20 protein-coding genes and 1 riboswitch are annotated in these 20364 nt (G+C 55.5%); all 20 genes read left to right on the plus strand.

Going from position 1 to position 20364, the window contains the following annotated elements:
* Nucleotides 1-154: 154 nt before the first annotated feature.
* A complete protein-coding gene (gene rluB / locus N685_RS0111675; protein ID WP_031408550.1) occupies nt 155-886 on the plus strand; it encodes a 23S rRNA pseudouridine(2605) synthase RluB in 732 nt (243 codons plus the stop codon).
* 143 nt (nt 887-1029) lie between these two features.
* The gene (gene resA / locus N685_RS0111680) at nt 1030-1554 is read left to right on the plus strand and encodes a thiol-disulfide oxidoreductase ResA (RefSeq protein ID WP_031408552.1); all 525 of its coding nucleotides are present in this window, start codon (nt 1030-1032) and stop codon (nt 1552-1554) included.
* A 13-nt stretch (nt 1555-1567) separates the two neighbouring features.
* On the plus strand, nt 1568-3232 hold the full coding sequence (locus N685_RS0111685; RefSeq protein ID WP_031408555.1) for a cytochrome c biogenesis protein ResB: 1665 nt from the start codon (nt 1568-1570) through the stop codon (nt 3230-3232).
* Nucleotides 3219-4406 carry a c-type cytochrome biogenesis protein CcsB gene (gene ccsB / locus N685_RS0111690; RefSeq protein WP_031408557.1) on the plus strand — a complete coding sequence of 396 codons (1188 nt, stop codon included), beginning with the start codon at nt 3219-3221 and terminating at the stop codon, nt 4404-4406. Before N685_RS0111685 ends, ccsB begins: the two co-directional genes overlap by 14 nt.
* A 75-nt stretch (nt 4407-4481) precedes the next feature.
* Nucleotides 4482-5228, plus strand: coding sequence for a response regulator transcription factor (locus N685_RS0111695; protein WP_031408559.1), 747 nt, complete (start codon nt 4482-4484; stop codon nt 5226-5228).
* Nucleotides 5228-7021, plus strand: a complete 1794-nt coding sequence (locus N685_RS0111700; protein WP_031408561.1) for an ATP-binding protein — start codon at nt 5228-5230, stop codon at nt 7019-7021. Before N685_RS0111695 ends, N685_RS0111700 begins: the two co-directional genes overlap by 1 nt.
* Before the next feature lie 138 nt (nt 7022-7159).
* Nucleotides 7160-8380 (plus strand): N-acetylglucosamine-6-phosphate deacetylase, encoded by a 1221-nt coding sequence (gene nagA, locus N685_RS0111705; RefSeq protein WP_031408563.1) that lies wholly within the window; start codon nt 7160-7162, stop codon nt 8378-8380.
* Nucleotides 8352-9113, plus strand: coding sequence for a glucosamine-6-phosphate deaminase (gene nagB / locus N685_RS0111710; protein WP_031408565.1), 762 nt, complete (start codon nt 8352-8354; stop codon nt 9111-9113). Before nagA ends, nagB begins: the two co-directional genes overlap by 29 nt.
* The gene (locus tag N685_RS0111715) at nt 9110-9838 is read left to right on the plus strand and encodes a GntR family transcriptional regulator (RefSeq protein WP_031408567.1); all 729 of its coding nucleotides are present in this window, start codon (nt 9110-9112) and stop codon (nt 9836-9838) included. Before nagB ends, N685_RS0111715 begins: the two co-directional genes overlap by 4 nt.
* A 20-nt stretch (nt 9839-9858) precedes the next feature.
* Nucleotides 9859-11226 (plus strand): N-acetylglucosamine-specific PTS transporter subunit IIBC, encoded by a 1368-nt coding sequence (nagE, locus tag N685_RS0111720; protein ID WP_031408569.1) that lies wholly within the window; start codon nt 9859-9861, stop codon nt 11224-11226.
* Between the two features lie 169 nt (nt 11227-11395).
* Complete coding sequence (locus tag N685_RS0111725; protein WP_031408571.1) at nt 11396-12010, plus strand: PH domain-containing protein; 615 nt, start codon at nt 11396-11398, stop codon at nt 12008-12010.
* A gap of 260 nt (nt 12011-12270) precedes the next feature.
* Nucleotides 12271-12469, plus strand: a riboswitch (cobalamin riboswitch).
* A gap of 140 nt (nt 12470-12609) precedes the next feature.
* Complete coding sequence (locus N685_RS0111735; RefSeq protein ID WP_031408575.1) at nt 12610-13569, plus strand: ABC transporter substrate-binding protein; 960 nt, start codon at nt 12610-12612, stop codon at nt 13567-13569.
* Nucleotides 13556-14590: a FecCD family ABC transporter permease gene (locus N685_RS0111740; RefSeq protein WP_031408577.1), complete on the plus strand. Its 1035-nt coding sequence runs from the start codon at nt 13556-13558 to the stop codon at nt 14588-14590. The genes N685_RS0111735 and N685_RS0111740 overlap by 14 nt, the downstream gene beginning before the upstream one ends.
* Complete coding sequence (locus N685_RS0111745) at nt 14587-16059, plus strand: adenosylcobinamide amidohydrolase (RefSeq protein ID WP_031408580.1); 1473 nt, start codon at nt 14587-14589, stop codon at nt 16057-16059. The genes N685_RS0111740 and N685_RS0111745 overlap by 4 nt, the downstream gene beginning before the upstream one ends.
* Complete coding sequence (gene cbiB, locus N685_RS0111750) at nt 16056-17027, plus strand: adenosylcobinamide-phosphate synthase CbiB (protein WP_031408582.1); 972 nt, start codon at nt 16056-16058, stop codon at nt 17025-17027. Before N685_RS0111745 ends, cbiB begins: the two co-directional genes overlap by 4 nt.
* Complete coding sequence (gene cobD / locus N685_RS0111755) at nt 16984-18060, plus strand: threonine-phosphate decarboxylase CobD (protein ID WP_031408584.1); 1077 nt, start codon at nt 16984-16986, stop codon at nt 18058-18060. The genes cbiB and cobD overlap by 44 nt, the downstream gene beginning before the upstream one ends.
* Nucleotides 18057-18614, plus strand: coding sequence for a bifunctional adenosylcobinamide kinase/adenosylcobinamide-phosphate guanylyltransferase (locus N685_RS0111760; protein WP_031408585.1), 558 nt, complete (start codon nt 18057-18059; stop codon nt 18612-18614). The genes cobD and N685_RS0111760 overlap by 4 nt, the downstream gene beginning before the upstream one ends.
* Nucleotides 18611-19399, plus strand: coding sequence for an adenosylcobinamide-GDP ribazoletransferase (locus N685_RS0111765; RefSeq protein ID WP_031408587.1), 789 nt, complete (start codon nt 18611-18613; stop codon nt 19397-19399). Before N685_RS0111760 ends, N685_RS0111765 begins: the two co-directional genes overlap by 4 nt.
* A complete protein-coding gene (locus N685_RS0111770) occupies nt 19357-20007 on the plus strand; it encodes a histidine phosphatase family protein (RefSeq protein ID WP_031408589.1) in 651 nt (216 codons plus the stop codon). Before N685_RS0111765 ends, N685_RS0111770 begins: the two co-directional genes overlap by 43 nt.
* A complete protein-coding gene (locus N685_RS0111775; RefSeq protein ID WP_031408590.1) occupies nt 19941-20357 on the plus strand; it encodes a bifunctional adenosylcobinamide kinase/adenosylcobinamide-phosphate guanylyltransferase in 417 nt (138 codons plus the stop codon). The genes N685_RS0111770 and N685_RS0111775 overlap by 67 nt, the downstream gene beginning before the upstream one ends.
* The last annotated feature ends 7 nt before the right edge of the window (nt 20358-20364 follow it).

Raw genomic sequence — 20364 nt, forward strand, 5'->3', positions numbered from 1 at the left:
TTGTGGCGGGCCAAAGAGAAGGGGGAATCATTTCCCTTCGTATGCCTGTGGTGTTGAAGCGGGGGTTTCTTGGCTGAAAATGATCAAAATAGAGAAACGCCCCGCTTGTATCTGTCCGACGGAAAGGGTAAGATGATGAAAGAGGTGAGAGAGAATGGAACGGTTGCAAAAAGTGATTGCCCGCGCCGGCATCGCGTCACGGCGCAAGGCGGAAGAACTCATTTTGCAAGGCCGGGTGAAAGTGAACGGCCGCGTCGTCACCGAGCTCGGCGTCAAAGTCGGGCCGCGCGATGATGTCGAAGTCGACGGCATTCCGGTCGAGCGTGAGGAGCCGGTCTACTATTTGTTGTACAAGCCGCGCGGAGTGATCTCGAGCGTAAAAGACGACAAGGGCCGCAAAGTGGTGACTGATTTTTTCAAAGATCTGGACAAACGTATTTATCCGATCGGACGGCTTGATTACGATACGTCCGGCTTGCTTTTGTTGACGAATGACGGCGACTTTGCCAATTTGCTCATGCATCCGCGCTATGAGATCGAGAAAGTATACGTCGCCAAGGTGAAAGGCATCCCGACGCGCGAGCAGCTGAAGCAGCTCGAGCAAGGAGTGATGCTCGAAGACGGCATGACGGCGCCGGCGAAAGTGAAACTGCTCTCGGTCGACCGAACAAAGCGGACGGCGATTGTCGAAATCCGCATTCATGAGGGGCGGAACCGGCAAGTGCGCCGCATGTTTGAGGCGATCGGCTGTGAAGTGTTGAAACTGAAACGGGAACGGTATGCGTTCCTCGATTTGAAAGGGCTGCGCCCTGGCGAATACCGCGAGCTGACGCCGCATGAGGTAAAACTTTTGCGCGCGCTTGCCCAGTCCGGAGGAAGAAAATGACGAAGATTGTCACATAACGTTCATAATCCTTGAGCATCAACGAGCGAGGGACTTTGTTATAATGGAAAATGGGAGATTGTGAACCGCTTGCCTCCCCTGCGGCGTTGGCTGTAGGGGAGGAGAAACGTAAAGGGGTTTGAGCGATGAAAAAACAACAGCGTTTCGTGATGAGAACGGCGATTTTGCTCGTGTTGCTCGCGGCGGTCGGCTATACGATTTACACCAACTTTTTCACTGAAAAAACGGCGGTCGCCGTTGGTTCGACGGCGCCTGATTTTGTGCTGACCGATTTGAAAGGACATGAACATCGTCTCTCCGACTATCGCGGCAAGGGCGTTTTTTTGAACTTTTGGGGAACGTGGTGCAAGCCGTGCGAGCGGGAAATGCCGTACATGAACGAGCTGTATCCGATCTATAAAAAACAAGGGGTCGAAATTTTGGCCGTCAATGTTGGTGAGCCGAAGCTGAACGTTCGAAAATTTGCCGAGCGGTTCGGCTTGACGTTTCCGATCGTCATCGATCGTCAAGATCAAGTGTTAAATGCCTATAATGTCGGGCCGTTGCCGACGACGTTTTTGATCGACAAAAACGGTGAAGTCAAGCAAATCATTGAGGGAACGATGACGAAAGAAGACATTGAGCGGCATCTAGAAAGCATCAAACCATAAGGAGTTTTGCGCCATGGAACAAGTCAAATGCGAATGCGGCCACGTCAATCCGCACGGTACAGCGTTTTGCGAGTCGTGCGGCAAACCTATGGCGGACGCGGGAGAGAAACCGCTTTTGGACATGCGCTACGAAGGGAGCGCGCGCCGGTCACAGACGTATAAAAAAACGATCATCGACCAAATTTGGGCGTTTTTCTCGTCGGTCAAAGTCGGCGTCGCACTCATTGTCATGACGCTCATCGCTTCGGCGATCGGCACGATTTTTCCTCAGCAAATGTACATTCCACCGAACGTCGATCCGGCGGAGTACTACAAGCAGCAGTACGGCTGGGCAGGGAAGCTGTATTATGAGCTTGGCTTTAACAATTTGTACGGCTCATGGTGGTACATTTTGCTCATCGCCTTAATCGGCGTTTCGCTCGTCATTTGCAGTTTGGACCGTGTTGTGCCGCTGTACCGAGCTTTGAAACGGCAAGGGGTGAAACGCCATCCCCGCTTTTTGGAGCGGCAGCGGCTGTTTGGCGTTTCACGCGTGGCGGATTTGGACAAGACGGTTTCTGCGCTGAAAGAGCGGCTTGCCGCGCGGCGCTACCATGTGCGCGAGGAGGATGGCCACCTGCTCGCCGAAAAGGGGCGGTTTTCCCGCTGGGGGCCATATGTCAATCATATCGGCCTCATCATTTTCTTAATTGGAGCGATGCTCCGTTCGGTTCCCGGCATGTACATTGATCGAGTGATGTGGATTCCGGAAGGAGAGATGAAAGAAATTCCTGGGACGAACGGACGCTATTTTTTAAAAAGCGAAAAGTTTATTTTTGAAACGTATAAAAAAGGCGAGGACAATGGGGTGTTCAACGCGGCCATCGACCGCGTCGGCAACGGAATGATCGCGAAAAACTATCAAACGAACGTCGTGTTGTATAAACGCGTCGGCCCTGTGATCCCCGGCGCGAAGCCGAAGCTGAAAAAAGTGAAAGAGTATGCGATTCGCGTCAACGAGCCGCTGAAGTTCAACCATTATGCGCTTTATCAAGTTGATTTCCGCTTGAATGAGCCGAAAGCGATGTCGTTTGCGCTCGCAGACAAAAGGACAGGGAAAACGTTTGGCACGGTGACGGTCGATTTGTACGACCCGAAAGAAACGTACGATCTTGGAAACGGATATCGCGTTGAGCTATTAAGCTATTTTCCTGACTTTGAATTTGATGAAGATGGCAATCCGTCGACGAAATCGCGCGTGCCAAACAACCCGGCGTTCGTGTTCAAAATGTATGCTCCGGATCGTCCAAAGGGGGAAACGAGCTTTGTCGCTATCCAGCAGACGATCGAGCCGTTTGGCAACAACAAGTACAAAATGGCGTTTGTGGGGCTTGAGACGCGCAACGTTTCCGGCTTGACCGTCCGCCGCGACTTGACGCTTTGGATTTTAGGGTTGGGCGGTGCGATTTTCATGATCGGGCTCATTCAAGGAATGTATTGGAACCACCGCCGCATTTGGGTGCAGCGGGTGAATGGCGAATTATGGATCGCGGCGCATACGAACAAAAACTGGTTCGGCTTGAAAAACGAGCTGCGCCGATTGCTTGACGGCATCGGCGTCGCAATGCCGGTCGATCGGCTCGAGGAAGGAAAAAAAGCCGGACAAGGGGGACAAGTCCATGGACATGGCACAGCTTAGCAGCACATTGCTATATATCGCGTTCGTTCTATATTTGATCGGCACGTTCTTTTTCGGCGGCGCCATTCGCGATAAGCGCACACAGACGGCAGGGAAAGACCGCTGGTCGCAGCTTGGCATCGCGGTGACGATCATTGGTTTTCTTGCACAGCTTGGCTATTTCATCACGCGCTGGATCGCCGCTGGGCATGCGCCAGTGAGCAACTTGTTCGAGTTTACGACCTTTTTTGGCATGATGCTGGTCGCTGCCTTCATTATTATTTATTTCATTTACCGGCTGAGCGTGCTCGGGTTGTTTGCCCTTCCCGTTGCTTTGCTCATCATCGCCTATGCGAGCATGTTTCCGCGCGAAATTTCGCCGCTCATTCCCGCCTTGCAAAGCGATTGGCTGCACATCCATGTGACGACGGCGGCGGCCGGCGAAGCGATTTTGGCGATCAGTTTTGTCGCCGGACTCATTTATTTGATTCGCGTCGTCGATCAATCGAAGCCATCGAAGCGGACGTTTTGGCTCGAAGTGGTCATGTTTTGCTTAATTACCACGCTCGGCTTTGTCATCGTTTCGACCGCGTTTGGTCTTTCCGGCTATGAGGCGAAGTTTACATGGATTGATAAAAACAAACAGCCGGATGAGATGATCTACGAGATGCCGGCGCTTGTCGGACCGCATAAAGGAAAGCTGGCAAAAGAAAGCGCTGACCGCATGAAGCCGTTCGTTGAAATGCCAGCCATCATCAACGCAAAAAAGCTCAATACGGTCATTTGGTCGCTTATGGCCGGAGCTGTGCTGTACATGGGGCTTCGCCTTCTTTTGCGCAAGCGAATCGCCGCGGCGCTCAAGCCGCTGGTGAAAAACGTCAACTTGGATTTGACTGATGAGATCAGCTATCGGGCGGTGGCGATTGGCTTTCCAGTGTTTACGCTCGGGGCTCTCATCTTTGCCATGATTTGGGCGCAAATCGCTTGGACCCGCTTTTGGGGCTGGGATCCGAAAGAAGTATGGGCGCTGATCACTTGGCTGTTTTACGCCGCCTTTTTGCATCTTCGTTTGTCAAAAGGTTGGCACGGTGAAAAGTCGGCATGGCTCGCCGTCATCGGCTTTGCGATTATTATGTTTAACTTGGTGGCGGTCAACCTCGTCATCGCGGGGCTGCACTCGTACGCCGGAACATAATGGAACAACAACCGGATGCTCTGTTGGCGAGCATCCGGTTTTTCGGTAAACTAGAAAATAGGGATGTTTCCATTGATGATGGGAGGGTGCAAAGCATTGGAAAAACAAGAAAAAACCATCCGTATTTTAGTGGTTGACGATGAAGAGCGCATCCGACGGCTCTTGAAAATGTATTTGGAGCGGGAAAACTATGTGATCGATGAGGCTGGCGACGGCAATGAAGCGCTGGAGAAGGCGTTGACGAATGATTATGACGTCATTTTGCTCGATCTGATGCTGCCGGGCAAAGATGGAATTGAAGTGTGCAAAGAAATCCGCGAGCAAAAAACGACGCCGATCATCATGTTGACGGCAAAAGGCGAAGAATCCAACCGCGTGCAAGGGTTTGAAGTCGGCACGGATGATTACATTGTCAAGCCGTTCAGTCCACGCGAAGTTGTGTTGCGGGTAAAAGCGTTGTTGCGCCGCGCGGCGAACGCCGCCTACGCGCCGGTGGAGACGACGGCGAAAGACGTGCTCGTGTTCCCGCACTTGACGATTGACAACGATGCCCACCGGGTGACGGTCGACGGAAAAGAGGTCAGCTTAACGCCGAAAGAATACGAACTGCTTCTCTTTTTGGCCCGTTCGCCCGATAAAGTGTTTGATCGGGAGCAGCTGCTCAAAGAAGTCTGGCATTACGAGTTTTTCGGCGACTTGCGCACGGTCGACACCCATATTAAACGACTGCGCGAAAAGTTGAATAAAGCGTCGCCCCAGGCGGGGAAAATGATCGTCACCGTCTGGGGCGTCGGCTACAAGTTTGAGGCAGTGAACGACTGATGTGGCTGTTTCGCAGTGTTGTCGGCAAGCTATGGTTTACGATTTTGCTGCTCGTTTCGTGCGTGCTGTTTATTTTAAGCATTTTGCTCATTAAATTTTTGGAAGATTATTATGTGCAGGAAGCGGAAAACGACCTGACCCGTCTGGCGACAAAAGTGGCCGAGGTGATGCACGATTACCGCGACGAAGAGCTCGCCCGCTCGATCGCCTGGACGCTTGTGGACAATCGAACGAAAGCGGTCATCGTCGCCGATGAGTCGCACTATTGGTATTCGCCTGGCGACGCTGGTTTGAACAATATGCCGCTGTCGTCCATCCGCCAAGATCGGGACTTGCGGCGTGTGCTGACAGACGGGAAAACGGTGAAAAAGCGTTTGTATATGCCAAAGTGGCAGCCAAAAGAAAAGCTGCCCCGTGATATGATTATTGTCGGCGTGCCGATGTCAATGCCGGATGGCAGCCGCGGCGCTGTGTTTATCTATCAATCGCTCGAGGCGATCGCCGACGCGACGGAGCGGACGAAAGAGTTAATTTTTCTCGCTGCGTTTATCGCCATTGTCATGACGACGTTTTTTGCCTTTTTCTTATCGACGCGCATCACCGCTCCGCTCCGGAAAATGCGGCAAGCCGCGTTCGAAATGGCGCGCGGCCACTTCGATATGAAAGTGCCGATTTTAACGAATGACGAAATCGGTGGGCTGGCGATGGCGTTCAACCAAATGGGGCGGCGGCTGCAGTTTAACATCAACGCCTTAAACCAGGAAAAAGAACAGCTCGCCAGCATTTTAAGCAGCATGGCCGATGGCGTCATTACGTTTAACCGCGATGGGGAAATGTTGATTACGAATCCGCCGGCCGAGCGGTTTTTGCAGGCGTGGTATTTCGAGCAAGGAAACGGCGCGGAAGCGATGGCGCCGCTGCCGCCGCAAGTGAAAGAGCTGTTTGCCCGCGTCGTTCGCGAGGAGAAGGAGCAATCGACTGAAGTGACGCTGCAAGGGCGGACGTGGGTGATTTTAATGACGCCGCTGTACGGCAAAACGATGGTGCGCGGCGCGGTCGCCGTTTTGCGTGACATGACCGAAGAGCGGCGGCTTGACAAACTGCGCAAAGACTTTATCGCCAACGTTTCGCACGAATTGCGCACGCCGATTGCTATGCTCCAAGGCTACAGCGAGGCGATCATCGACGATATCGCGGCGAGCGAAGAAGAGAAGAAAGAGATGGCGAAAGTCATTTATGACGAGTCGCTGCGCATGGGCCGCCTTGTTAACGATTTGCTTGACTTGGCGCGCATGGAAGCTGGTCATATTGAGCTAGAGTACGAACAAGTCAAGCTTGTTCCTTACATCGAGCGGGTAATCCGCAAGTTTTACGGGCTGGCGAAAGAAAAGCAGATTGAGCTGACAGCCGAGTTTCGTGATCGGGACATCGAAATCTCTCTCGATCCGGATCGGATCGAACAGGTGCTGACGAACTTAATCGACAACGCGATCCGCCACACGGAATCAGGCGGCACCGTTCGCCTCATCGTCGAACCGAGCGGCGATGGCGTGACGATTCACGTTCAAGACTCCGGTTCCGGCATTCCGGAGGAAGATTTGCCGTTTGTGTTTGAGCGGTTTTACAAAGCGGACAAAGCGCGGACGCGCGGACGCGCGGGCACCGGACTCGGTTTGGCCATCGCCAAAAATATTGTCGAGGCGCATAAGGGGCTCATTACCGTCCATAGCAAGCTGAACGAAGGAACGACATTTTCCTTTTATTTGCCGGCTCACGGACCGAAACGGACGTAGGGCCGTTGGAAAGAAAGGGAAGCCACGGCTTCCCTCTTTCTTTCATGCTGAAGCGAACTGGTTGAAGGATTTGTGTTAGTGGTATAGACAACTAGAATATATAATGTTATAATGAGAGACAGAAAGTGGGGAATCGCGATGAAGCGGTGGATATTGAAAAATGCCGCGGTGTATGCAGAAACAGGAACCATTGAACAAGGGTATGTGCTGATCGAAGGGGAAAAAGTGGCCGCGATCGGGCCGATGTCGTCATGCCCAACTGATGCAGGGGCGGAAGTGATCGAGCTTTCCTCGCGGTTTTCCATCGTGCCGGGATTCATCGACGTCCATATTCATGGGGCGGCTGGGGCGGATGTCATGGATGCGACCCCGGAGGCGCTTCACGCGATGGCCAAGGCGCTGCCGGCGGAAGGGACGACGAGTTTTTTGGCGACGACGATGACGGCGCCAAGCGAACAAATCGAAGCCGCGCTTCGCAACGTCGCTCGCTATATGGCGGAGGAGAACCGGCCGGGAGCCGCCGAAGTGCTCGGTGTTCATCTGGAAGGGCCGTTTTTGTCGCCGAAGCGCACCGGGGCGCAACACCCGCGCCACCTCGTCGACCCCGACGTTTCGCTGTTTCAGCGCTGGCAAGAGGCGGCCAGCGGCCACATTCGCCTTGTCACCCTTGCCCCGGAGCGGGAGGGGGGGCTTGAGTTGGCCGCTTATTTAAAGAAAACGGGGGTCATCGCTTCGATTGGCCATTCCGATGCCGTTTACGACGAAGTAAAAGCGGCGATTCAAGCAGGAGTGACGCACGCCACCCATTTGTTTAACGGGATGCGCGGCATCCATCACCGTGAACCGGGTGTTGCCGGTGCTGTGCTGATGTTTGAAGAAGTGATGTGCGAACTGATCGCGGATGGGCTGCATGTTGCGCCGCCGATGGTCCGCTTTGCTTATCGGAATAAAGGAAGCGATGGACTCATCTTAATCACCGATGCCATGCGGGCAAAATGTCTAGGTGATGGGCGGTATGAACTTGGCGGCCAAGAGGTGACCGTCCGCGGTCAAGAGGCGCGGCTTGCCGACGGTACGCTGGCGGGAAGTGTACTCAAGCTTGCCGAGGCCATCCGCCGTGTGCTCGATTACACCGGCTGCACGATTGAAGAGGTGATCCGCATGGCGAGCTGGAATCCGGCAAAACAGCTTGGCATCCTTGATCGAAAGGGCAGCTTGCGATCCGGCAAAGACGCCGATGTCGTCGTGTTGAATGAACGATATGAGGTCATGATGACGTTTTGCCGCGGCGCTCTTGCTTATCGCAAGCGGGATGAAAGGGGGGAGAGCGATGGCGTTGAAGCTTTTGGAAACCGCTGACTATACCGAGATGAGCCGCCAGGCAGCGGACATCATCATCAAACAAGTCAAGGAAAAGCCGAATGCCGTTCTCGGCTTGGCGACCGGCTCGACCGTGCTCGGTGTGTACCGCGAATTGGCCGCCGATCATCGGCAACATGGGACATCCTATCGGCTCGTGCGCACGGTCAATTTGGATGAGTATGTCGGGCTCGGTCCGGATCATCCGAACAGCTATCGCTATTATATGAATCAGCATTTGTTTGCCCAATTGGACATCCCGCTTCATCAGACACATGTGCCGGATGGCTTGGCTGCTGATCTTGACGAAGAATGCCGCCGCTACGAGCGGCTCATCGATGAATTGGGCGGCATCGATTTGCAGCTCTTGGGCATCGGCCGCAACGGCCATATCGGCTTTAACGAGCCAGGAACGCCGTTTTCATCGCCGACTCATGTCGTCAAGCTCGCCTTGTTGACGCGCGAAGCGAACGCCCGCTTTTTCCCGTCGTTGGATGATGTGCCGCGCTATGCCATAACGATGGGAATTGCGACCATTTTGCGGAGCCGCCGCATCGTGCTGTTGGCGTCAGGGGAGGAAAAAGCGGAGGCCATTGCCCGGCTTCTCGAAGGCGTTGTCACACCGGATTTGCCGGCTTCGGCGCTTCACCTTCATCCGGACGTGATGATCATTGCCGACCGAGAGGCGCTCTCGCTCATCCCAAAGGAAAAGCGGAAAGGGGATGCGCCATGATCGATAAACAGTCGCCGATTCCGATTTACTATCAGCTCGAGCAATATATAAAAGAAAAAATCGAAAAAGGGGAGTGGCGGCCGGGCGAGATGATTCCGTCGGAGCGGGAGTGGGCAGAAACGTATGACATCAGCCGGATGACCGTTCGGCAGGCGGTCAACAATTTAGTGAACGATGGCTATCTCGTCCGCCGGCGCGGGAAAGGAACGTTTGTCGCCGCCAAAAAAATCGAGCAGCCGCTGAAAGGGCTGACGAGCTTTTCCGAAGATATGCGGGCGCGCGGCATGGAGCCCGGCACGATCGTCCTTCGCTTTGAGACGGTTCCGGCTTCCGAGAAGCTTGCTGAAGGACTTGGCGTCACAGAAGGCGATGACCTTTATGAAGTCCGCCGCCTCCGGTTGGCCGATGGCTTGCCGATGGCGCTGGAGACGCTCTACATTCCCGTCCATCTTGTTCCCGGATTGACGCATGATGTTGTAAGCGGTTCCGTCTATGAATTTATCGAAAAGGAAACAGGATTGATCATCGGTTCTGCTGTTCAAACACTGGAAGCGTCCGTCGCCCGCAAGCTGGAGGCCGAGCATTTGCAAGTGAAAGAAGGGGCGCCGGTGCTGCTGCTTGAGCGCCGCACCTGCCTCGCCGACGGCCGGCCGCTCGAAGTCGTCAAATCGGTGTACCGCGGTGATCGGTACAAATTCATCGTTGAAATGGAACGGCGAAAATAAAAAGGGAGGAATGGATGGTTATGTTAGGATTTTTGCAGCGTCTCGGAAAAGCGTTAATGCTGCCGATTGCCGTTTTGCCGGCGGCTGGATTGTTGCTTCGGCTTGGTCAACCGGACTTATTAGATATTCCATTTATCGCTGCTGCAGGTGATGCGGTGTTTTCCAACTTGGCGTTGATTTTCGCCATCGGCGTGGCGATCGGTTTTGCCAAAGACGGCAACGGCGCCGCCGCTCTGGCCGGCGCGATCGGCTACTTTGTGCTAACGAAGGGCGCTGCCGCGATTGATAAAGACATCAATATGTCTGTATTAGGTGGCATCATCTCCGGGGTGATCGCCGGACTTTTATACAACCGCTATCATGATATCAAGCTGCCCGACTGGCTCGGCTTTTTCGGCGGCCGGCGGTTTGTGCCGATCGTGACATCGCTTGTGATGCTCGTGCTTGCTCTTGTTTTCGGCTACATTTGGCCGCCGATTCAAGACGGCATCAACGCGGTTGGCCATTGGATCGTTGGCGCTGGGGCTGTTGGCGTCGGCATTTTCGGGTTCTTAAACCGGCTGCTGATTCCTGTCGGATTGCACCATGTGTTAAACAGTTTTGTCTGGTTTGTCTTTGGCGAATATAACGGCAAAACCGGCGATTTAAGCCGCTTTTTCGCCGGTGACCCGGATGCGGGCATTTTTATGGCCGGCTTCTTCCCGGTGATGATGTTCGGTCTCCCGGCGGCAGCGCTGGCGATGATCGCCGCGGCGAAAAAAGAGCGGCGCAAAGCGGTCGCGGGCGCGCTCCTTGGCGTGGCGTTGACGTCATTTTTAACCGGGATTACGGAACCGATCGAATTTTTGTTTATGTTTTTATCGCCGCTCTTGTACGTCGTTCATGCCGTGTTGACCGGCTTGTCGCTCGCAGTGGCGACGGCGCTTGACATCCACCACGGGTTTACGTTTTCGGCTGGGGCGATTGACTTTTTCTTAAACTACGGCATTGCGCAAAAACCGTATTTATTGATTGTCCAAGGACTCATCTATGCCGTGATCTATTTCGTTGTTTTCTATTTCTTGATTACGAAGCTTGATTTAAAAACGCCGGGGCGTGAAGACGACGTAGAAGGCGAGTTTACCGACAGCGGAGCGGCGCAGTCGGGGGTCAAATACGAGGACCTTGCTGCAAACTATATCGAAGCGTTGGGAGGAAAGGATAATCTCGCACAAATTGACAATTGTGTCACACGCTTGCGCCTAAAAGTGAAAGACATGTCAAAAGTCAACGAAGCAGAATTGAAACGTTTGGGAGCGAAAGGTGTGCTTCGCCTCAACCAAACGGACTTGCAAGTGATTGTTGGCACGGATGTCGAATTTTTAGCCAATGCGATGAGAAAACAGTAAAAAGCGAAATGGTTGGGCCGTTCAATGGTTGGCAAACATGAAACTTTTTTTTGCCCTCCACGTATGACTATAGAGGATGCGGTGCTCTGCCAAAACAACCTGCGTTGCTGCTCGTTGCGGAGCGGCGCGAGCCAATGAAAAATGGAAGGGGTCGGGGCGAGAAATGAGCATGTTTGGAAAAGTCGCGGCCGATGTGCTTGGATTGAGCGACATCGGTTCGGTCATTCAGCCGAAAGACTACGACAAAGTCGACGCCGATGATTACGTGATGCACGAGGATGGAGAAAAAATTTATTTCCTTATTAAATCGAAATCCGATGAGTATTGCTTCACCAACCGCGCGCTCATTCATCTGGACGGCACGAGTGCAACAAGCAAAAAACGGACGCTGCGCCGCTACGATTACTATAAGCATCCGATTTCCGACGTGTCGCTCGAGACGGCCGGAACGGTCGATTTGGACGCGGAAATCAAATTCAAAATCGGGTCGCACGCCTACTCGATTGATGTGCATAAAAAACATATCGAGGAACTGAAAGATTTGTATAAATCGCTGCTTGCGATCGCCGACATTTGCCGCGAAAATGAAATGAAGCTCGACTATGCCGAGCGGAGCCTCGAGCTGGCGACCAAGGTGTTTGCCAACATGCGCAGCGACGGCGCCAATGTGTCGGCTGATTTTCAGGCCGTGAATGAATACGCGTTTCGATGGCTGACGGAAGCGAAAAAGAACTATACGATGAAAGATTTCGGCTTTGTGTTTGAAAAATACATCGAGCAGTGAGGAGATGAAGCTTGCATTCGGGAAAGACGCCGGGCCAGAGGGGGGCGTCTTTCCTGTTTTTCAAAGGAGCGCATCGTTGCCAAACGGTGAAGGGTGCGAGAGTGGAGATAGGCAACGTGGCGGCGTTTTGTGACTTCATGCGGACACGAACGCTGAGCCGCCGCAAGGAGCGGCGCTTGCTTGTTGTCGCCCGGTCGCAAATTGATGGTTGTCAAATGATCGATGTTGCTTTAATATAAAAATGTCCATATCCGAATTATTTAGTCGATTCGCAGCAAGGTGCCGAAAAGGCTTAATAGGGAATCCGGTGGGAATCCGGAGCTGTCCCCGCAACTGTCAATGCGGACGAAATGAAATCGCCACTGTACGGACGGATGGCTTGCGCTGTTTTCCGTACGGGAAGGCTTCAGAGTAGGATGAAGCATGAGCCAGTAGACCTGCCTTGCTTGCCGCAGTTTCCGAATCTTCGGGGGGTGAGACGCGGAAACAGTCGCACAGGGCATTGTTGTGCCCATTGGCGGTCTGTTTCACGCTCATTCCCCGACCGGACGGAATGGGCGTTTTTTATTGTACATACATCACTGAAGGGGGAATGACGGATGAAGCGTTGGGCATGGCCGGCGGTGGTGGCGGTGTTCTTCTTTTTGGCTGCCGTGCTGGTCGGTTGCAGCAGCGGGGCGAACCATAACGCCGAGCCGGTGAAACAAAAGGAGCCGAAAACGGAACAAGCAGCGTTTCCGGTGACGGTGAAAGACGGGCTTGGGGAAGATGTCACCATCAAAGCGGAACCGAAAAAGATCGTCTCGCTCATCCCAAGCAATACGGAAATCGCCTATGCGTTGGGGTTGGGCGATAAGATCGTCGGCGTCAGCGATTTTGACAATTACCCTGAAGACGTCAAAACGAAAACGAAAATCGGCGGGATGGAATTTAATGTCGAGAAAATCATTTCCCTCAAACCGGATCTTGTCTTGGCTCATGCGTCAAGCGCCCATAACTCGCGCGATGGCCTGCAGCAATTGAAAGACGCCGGCATCACCGTGCTTGTCGTCAATGATGCGAAGTCGTTTGCTGATGTATATGCGTCGATTGAACTGATCGGCAAAGCGACGGGGACAGCGGACAAAGCGGAACAAATCATTCACGGCATGAAGGAGAAATTGACGCAAATCAAGGAAAAAGCAAAACAAATTCCAGCCGATAAGCAAGCGAACGTTTGGATTGAAGTGTCGCCGCCGCCGCAGCTGTATACGGCCGGCAAAGGGACGTTCATGGATGAGATGCTTCAAGTGATTTCAGCGAAAAACGTCGCCGGCGGCTTGGAAGGTTGGCCGATGGTGACGGAAGAAAAAGCGGTGGCCTATAAGCCGGATGTCATCATCACGACATACGGCGGGGCGAAGCAAGTGCTTGCGCGTCCCGCTTGGAAAGACGTGCCGGCGGTGAAAAACAAGCGGGTGTATGACGTCAACACCGACTTAGTGAGCCGCCCGGGCCCGCGCCTTGTTGAAGGGGTCGAGGAACTTGCCAAAGCCGTTTATCCGGATGTGTTCAAGTAAAACGCTGATGTACGCTTTGGCCGTTACAACGGCCGTCCTTTCGCTGCTCATAGGGATATCGACAGGATCGCTGTCGATTCCCTTTTCTTCTATTATTGGCATTCTCGCCGCCGAATGGTTCGGGGTGCCGCTTCCGTCTGACATTCCGGCCGATTGGGTGTCCATTGTCACGGCCATTCGCCTGCCGCGCGTCGTGCTCGCTTTTTTGGTTGGCGCTTCGTTGGCGCTTGCCGGGGCGGCGTTTCAGGGACTTTTGAAAAACGCGCTCGCCGACCCGTACACGCTCGGCGTTTCATCCGGCGCCTCGGTCGGGGCGGTGCTTGTCATCTTTCTCGGATGGCAATGGCCGCTCTTTGGCACGTTTACATTGCCAGTTGTCAGCATTTTATTTGGCATGGCGACGCTTGCCGCTGTCTTGGCGTTCACCCGCGCCGTCGAGCGGCGTATGTCGGTGGAGACGATCATTTTAGCCGGCATTATTTTCGGCGCGTTTTTCAGCGCCTTTATTTCGCTCATGATCGCCTTGACCGGAGAAGAATTGCGGCAAATCATCTCCTGGCTGATGGGGAGCGTGGCGATGCGCGGCTGGAAATACAGTGGATTGCTGTTTCCGTTTTTCCTCATCGGCGCCGTGGTGTTGATCGCCAACGGCCGCGAGTTGAACGCCTTTGCTTTTGGCGAAGCGGCGGCGCTTCATGTCGGTGTTGACGTTGCGCGCCGGAAAATCATCATTTTGACAGCGGCCGCGCTGCTCACCGGCGCGGCGGTGTCGGTGTCGGGAACGATCGGCTTTGTCGGGCTTGTCGTTCCGCATATGGTTCGGCTTGTTTGCGGGCCGAACTATCGGGTGCTCTTGCCGCTGTCACTCTTGTACGGCGGGGCGTTTCTTGTGCTTGCCGATGTGGCGGCGCGGACGATCATTGAGCCGCGCGAACTGCCGATCGGCGTCATTACGTCGCTCATTGGCGCTCCGCTGTTTGCAGTGTTATTTTTCCGAAAAACAAGGCGAAAGTTGGGATGATGATGCTCGAGGTGCGCGCCGTATCCCATCGATATGGGCAAAATCAAGTGCTGGATCATGTGACGTTTTCTGTGGAAAAGGGCGAAATATTCGGCATTTTAGGGCCAAACGGCAGTGGGAAGACGACATTGCTCAAGCTTATCAGCAAAGAGCTGCCGTTGACGAGCGGGGAGATTGTCATCGATGGCCGGCCGCTTTCGGCGCTGTCTGCGAAGCAATGGGCGCGGGTGGCTGCCGTCCTGCCGCAGACGGCGGAGGCGGCGCACGGCTATACGGTGAAAGAAACGGTGGCGCTCGGCCGCTACTCCCATCAGCGCGGCTTGTTTCCGGCGTGGACGAAAGAGGATGAAGCGGCGGTTCAAGAAGCGCTTGCCGCCGTCGGCTTGACCGATAAAATCGATGAGCCGCTTGAACGATTGAGCGGCGGGGAGCGGCAGCGCGCCTACTTAGCGCGTGCGCTCGCCCAAGAGCCACAGCTGCTCTTGCTGGATGAACCGACGAATCATATGGATGTGAGCGGGCAAGTCCGGCTTTTGGACCGGCTCACGGAGGCTGCGCGCGCCCGCGGTCTGACGGTCGTCGCCGTCTTTCATGATATGAACGTCGCTAGCTTATATTGCGACCGGGTGCTTGTGTTAAAAGAAGGAAAAACAGCGGCGCGTGGAACGCCGACAGATGTAATGCCGCCGACGCTGCTTTACGAAGTGTTTGCCGCGCCGATTGTGCGTTTGGCTCATCCGGCGGTGGCAAAGCCGACGTTTTCATTTGTACCGAAAGGGAAACAAGGAGAATCGCCGGCCGGGGGGTTGCGTTTGTCCTTTCTTGATGACGCCGCTGTTCTTGCCTCCTGCCAGCCGCTTCGCGTTTTGTCTTCCGCATTGATCGGTGCCGGGTTTCAATGGGCGACCCATTTTGTCAACCGTCAAGTCGGGTTGGATTACGATTGCGGCGATGCCGAAGGAGACATGCGCCGCTATTTGGAGCAGCACGGGTTTTCACCGGAACGGACGATCGGCATGATGACGGCGGTTGACGTTCGTGACGCTGTGTGGCTTCAAGAGGGAGAGGAAGCGTTTTCGGTTGCGGTCATGGCGACGGCGGGCGTCGGCAATGCGGTTGATGCCGCTCGGGCGTGGCAGCATCAGCCGCTTGCGGAAAGGCCGGGGACGATCAATATGGTGATTGTCATTGATGGGACGCTTACCGACGCCGCGTTCGTGCAAGCGGTCATGACCGCGACGGAAGCGAAGGCGAAAGCGCTCGCCGATCGTTCCGTTTGCGACTCAGAGACAGGGACGCTTGCCACCGGCACGTCGACCGATTCGCTCGCTGTGGCGGCGACGCAAACAGGGCGGACGTTTGCCTATGCTGGAACGGCGACGGAACTCGGGCGCGCGATCGGACGGCTCGTGTATGAAGCCGTAGCGGAGGCGCTTGATCGCTACAAGCGGCGGAGGGAGCAGCGATGATGCACTTGCTGGCCATGACGTTGGCTTTGCTGGTGGATGCGCTGCTTGGCGACCCGCCTTGGCTTCCGCATCCGGTGCGGGGCATGGGAACGTTGATTGCTTGGTTGGATCGGCATTGGAATCGGGGAACAAGGAGGCGGGTGAAAGGCGCGGGGGCCGTAGCAGCGGTTCTGGCTGTCGTTTACGGGTTGTCGGCGTTGGTCGTTTATACGGGCTACGCGCTGTCCGTATACGTAGGGGTGGCGGTCGAGGCGGCGCTCATTTTCACTGCCATTGCGGCAAAAAGCCTCGCTGAAGCGGCTGAAGATGTGCGCCGGCCGCTTGAAGCGGGCGATCTTCCTGAGGCGAGGCGGGCGCTGTCGATGATCGTTGGCCGCGACACTGAGCGGCTCAATGAGGCCGGCATCACCCGCGCCTGCGTCGAAACGGTGGCGGAAAATACGAGCGACGGCATCACCGCCCCGCTTTTTTACGCAGCCATCGGTGGCGCGCCGCTCGCCATGCTGTACAGGGCGGTGAACACGTGCGACTCGATGATCGGCTATAAAAATGAGAAGTATCGCGAATTTGGCTGGGCGGCCGCCCGGCTCGACGATGTGCTCAACTATATTCCAGCGCGGCTGACAGCGCTCGTGATGGTATTGGTCTTTGGCGGCCGCCGGCTTCGTTTGGCGTTGTCGATCTTGTTTCGTGATGCCCGCCGCCACCCAAGCCCGAACAGCGGTTGGCTCGAGGCGGCGATGGCCGGGCTGCTTGGGGTGCAGCTGGGTGGAACGAATACATATGGCGGTGTCGTCTCCGAGCGGCCGAAGCTTGGCAATCCGGATGTTCCACTGCACTCGAGTCATATTCGCCAGGCGGTCGGCATCATGATCGGAACGGTGCTTGTCTTTACGTTATGCCTATGGATCGGGGGGATGATCGTTGCGTTGGCCGGCGCATGGAGCGAATCCGCTTACGCTTTATGAGCAGTGTGGGCTGTCGGCTCCAAGTGAATATATCGATTTCAGTGTCAACACGAACCCATATCGGCTGCCGCCGTCGGCTTGGCCAGACGGCGGGGAGTGGGCTCGCTGGGCAGGCGAGTACCCGGATCCGGAAGCGAAGGCGATCAGAGAGCTTCTTGCCAAGCAAGAGCGGATTCGTCTGGAGCAAGTGTTGGTGACCAACGGGGCGGCGGAGGCGATTTATTTATTGGCTTCTATGTTCGCCGGCCGGCGCGTCGGCGTCTTGGAGCCGACGTTTTCCGAATACCGGCGCGCCAGCCTTGCCTATGGTTGTGAAGTATCATCGTTTATAGCCCATGAGCAGTACGGCTTTGCGTACGATATGGACCAAGCGGCGGCATGGGCGGCGGAGTGTGACGTCGTCTTTTTCTGTCATCCGAACAATCCGACAGGAACGGCGATGACGGAGCGGGAACTTCATGCGTTCATCGCCGCAGCGAACGATGCGGGGACGTATGTCGTTGTCGATGAAGCGTTCTATCCGTTTTGGCGCGGCGGATTTACAGCCGTGCAGTGGTTGGACCGCTATCCGCGCCTCATTGTGCTTCGATCGTTGACCAAGATTCACCATCTCGCTGGCGCGCGCCTCGGCTATGTGGCAGCGGCCGACGAGGCGGTGATCGCCTCATTGCAAACGCGCCAGCCGCCTTGGAGCACAAGCCGCATTGCACAACAACTGGCACTTCGCTTCGCCGTGATGGAATCGTTTGTGGAGTGGACGAAAGAACGAATCGCCGCCGAGAGGGAGCGAGTGTTTCGGTCGCTGCCGGCCGACCGGTATGCCGTCTCGCCGTCGGTCGTCAATTTTTACTTGCTGCGGCCGCTTTCCGGACGGACAGAGGATCTGTTTTTCTATTTATTGCGGCAAGGAATCGTTCCACGCCATACGATGAATTTCCCTGGATTGGACGGACGTTACGTGCGGCTTGCGGTCAAAACGCAGGTGGAAAACGACCGGCTGCTTGAGGCGCTTGCGGGGTGGAATGGGGGATGATGGTGTTTGTCAGCGGCGCTGTGCGCAGCGGCAAAAGTGAAGCAGCGGAAGCGTGCGCCATCCGACTTTCTGGCGGCGGTCGGCTTCACTATATGGCTGCCGCGCAGGCAGTGGATGATGAAATGAGGGAGCGCATTCGCCGCCATCAAGAGCGGCGCGCGGCGCAAGATGTGTGTTGGACGGTGTGGGAAGCCCCGTTCTCTTCTTGGGAGATTGCCGCTTCCCTGCGCCCTGATGATATCGTTCTTCTTGATTGCTTGACCGCTTGGCTCGCCCACGAGTTGTTCACTGGTGGCAATTGGAAAACAGACGCGGCCGCTCAAGCTGTTGCTTGCCGCATGCTCGATGAAGTGCGGGCTTGGGCGGATGCCTGCCGCGCGGTTGTGATCGTATCGAACGAGCTGTTTTCTGGGGGAGTTCCGGATAACCCCGGCACGTTTCGCTATATGAAAACGCTTGGTTGGCTTCACCAGCAACTCGTGGCGGAAGCGGCGGCCGCCGCGGTCGTTGAATGCGGTCTTCTCCGCGTGAAAAAAGGACGGTGGCCGAAATGAAGCTGGCATGGAACGGTTGGCTGTTGGCGCTGCAGCTGTTTACCATCATCCCCATCCGCCGTTCGATCGAATGGAACGCTGCCCATGTCCGTTGGCTTGTGCGCTGCATGCCGCTTGCGGGGGCGCTGATCGGGGCGTTTTCAGCCGGAGTGTACGCGCTCTTTTCTACATTTTCATTCGGTTCGCCGCTTGTTTGGTCGCTTTTTCTCCTTTGGTTCGGCATTTGGATGGCCGGTGGGCTGCATGCCGATGGGTTTATGGATGCAAGCGATGCGTTTTTTTCATATCGCGATGTGAAGCGGCGGCAAGAGATCATGTCCGATTCGCGCGTCGGCGCGTTTGCGGTGTTGTCGCTTATTTGTTTGTTGTCATTTCGTTGGCTGTTTCTGTACGAATCGCTTCAGGTAGGCGTTCCGCCGGCGCTGTTCGCCGCTGTTCCGCTGTTGTCGCGGGCTGGGGCTGCCTGGCTTCTTTCCGCCGGCAAGCTGGCCAAACCGACAGGAATGGCCGCATCGCTGCGCGAATATAGTTCATGGTGCGATGCTGTTTGGGCGCTTGGACTCGCTTTTGTCTTGCTTTTGCTTCTTTGTGCATTCACCGTCATTTCAGTGCAAACAGGGGCAGCGTTGGCCGCCGCGGTTGCCGTTTTGGCAGCGGCAGCGAAGCCGTGGGCGGAAAAACAGTTTGGCGGCATCACTGGAGATGTAATCGGGGCGTTTATTGAGGGGGGAGAGCTGCTGCTATGGGGCGTCATTTGGCTGTTACACTCATCCGTCATGGGATGACGGAACAAAATCGAAAGAGGGCGTATATCGGTTGGCTCGATGCGCCTCTTGCTGAAGGGGAGATCGCGCGGCTTGGCCGGTTGCGATGGGAGCCGCCTGAACCGGTGGACGTTGTGGTCACAAGCGACCGTTGCCGCTGTCGGGAGACGGTTGATTTGCTGTTCGGCGGACGCAGGGCGGATTGGTGCACCAGCCGCTGGCGCGAGCTTCACTTTGGCGTTTGGGAAGGCAAAACGTTTGCTGAGCTGGAAGCAGAGCCTGCCTATCAGCAATGGCTTGCGTCACCCTTTTCCGCGGCGCCGCCCGGCGGGGAGCGTTATGACGACTTTCAAGCGCGCATCCAACAGGCGCTTGCGGAGACGATTGCTTTCGCTGAGCGGACGGGCGCCCGTCATGTGGCGGTCATCACCCATGGCGGCCCGATTCGCCTCCTGCTCGAACAGTATGCGCCGGATGCCCGTTCGTTCTGGGAATGGACAGTGCCGTTTGCCGGCGGATATACGCTTGAATCGACGATCGAACGCTGGAAAGGGGGAGAGCGGTGCATTTCGTTGTCGGCGGTGCGTTTCAAGGAAAGGGAAAATGGGTGCAGCAACAGTACGGAATAAATGATGGCGTTCATATTGTATGGCAGAACGGCTATTTGGAGCCATACGGGCCGCCGGGCGGCATCCCAACGGCCAAAACAGTTGTTTTTGACGGATTGGAAGCCGCCATCCGCCTCCGGCCGGACGTTAAAGAGTGGGAAGCGTATTTTCGCGCTTGGCGACAGTGGGAAGAAGCCGAGCCGGGCCGCACGGTCGTCTGGATCGGCACCGATGTGACGCAAGGCGTCGTTCCGGTTGACCCACAAGAGCGGCGCTGGCGCGACGCAGTGGGAATGTGCTATCAGCAGCTTGCTTCCATGTGCTGTCGCGTCGATCGGGTTTGGTGCGGACTTTCGGAACGATTGAAATAAAGGGGGA

The sequence above is a fragment of the Geobacillus vulcani PSS1 genome, assembly GCF_000733845.1.
GTDB classification, from domain to species: domain Bacteria; phylum Bacillota; class Bacilli; order Bacillales; family Anoxybacillaceae; genus Geobacillus; species Geobacillus vulcani.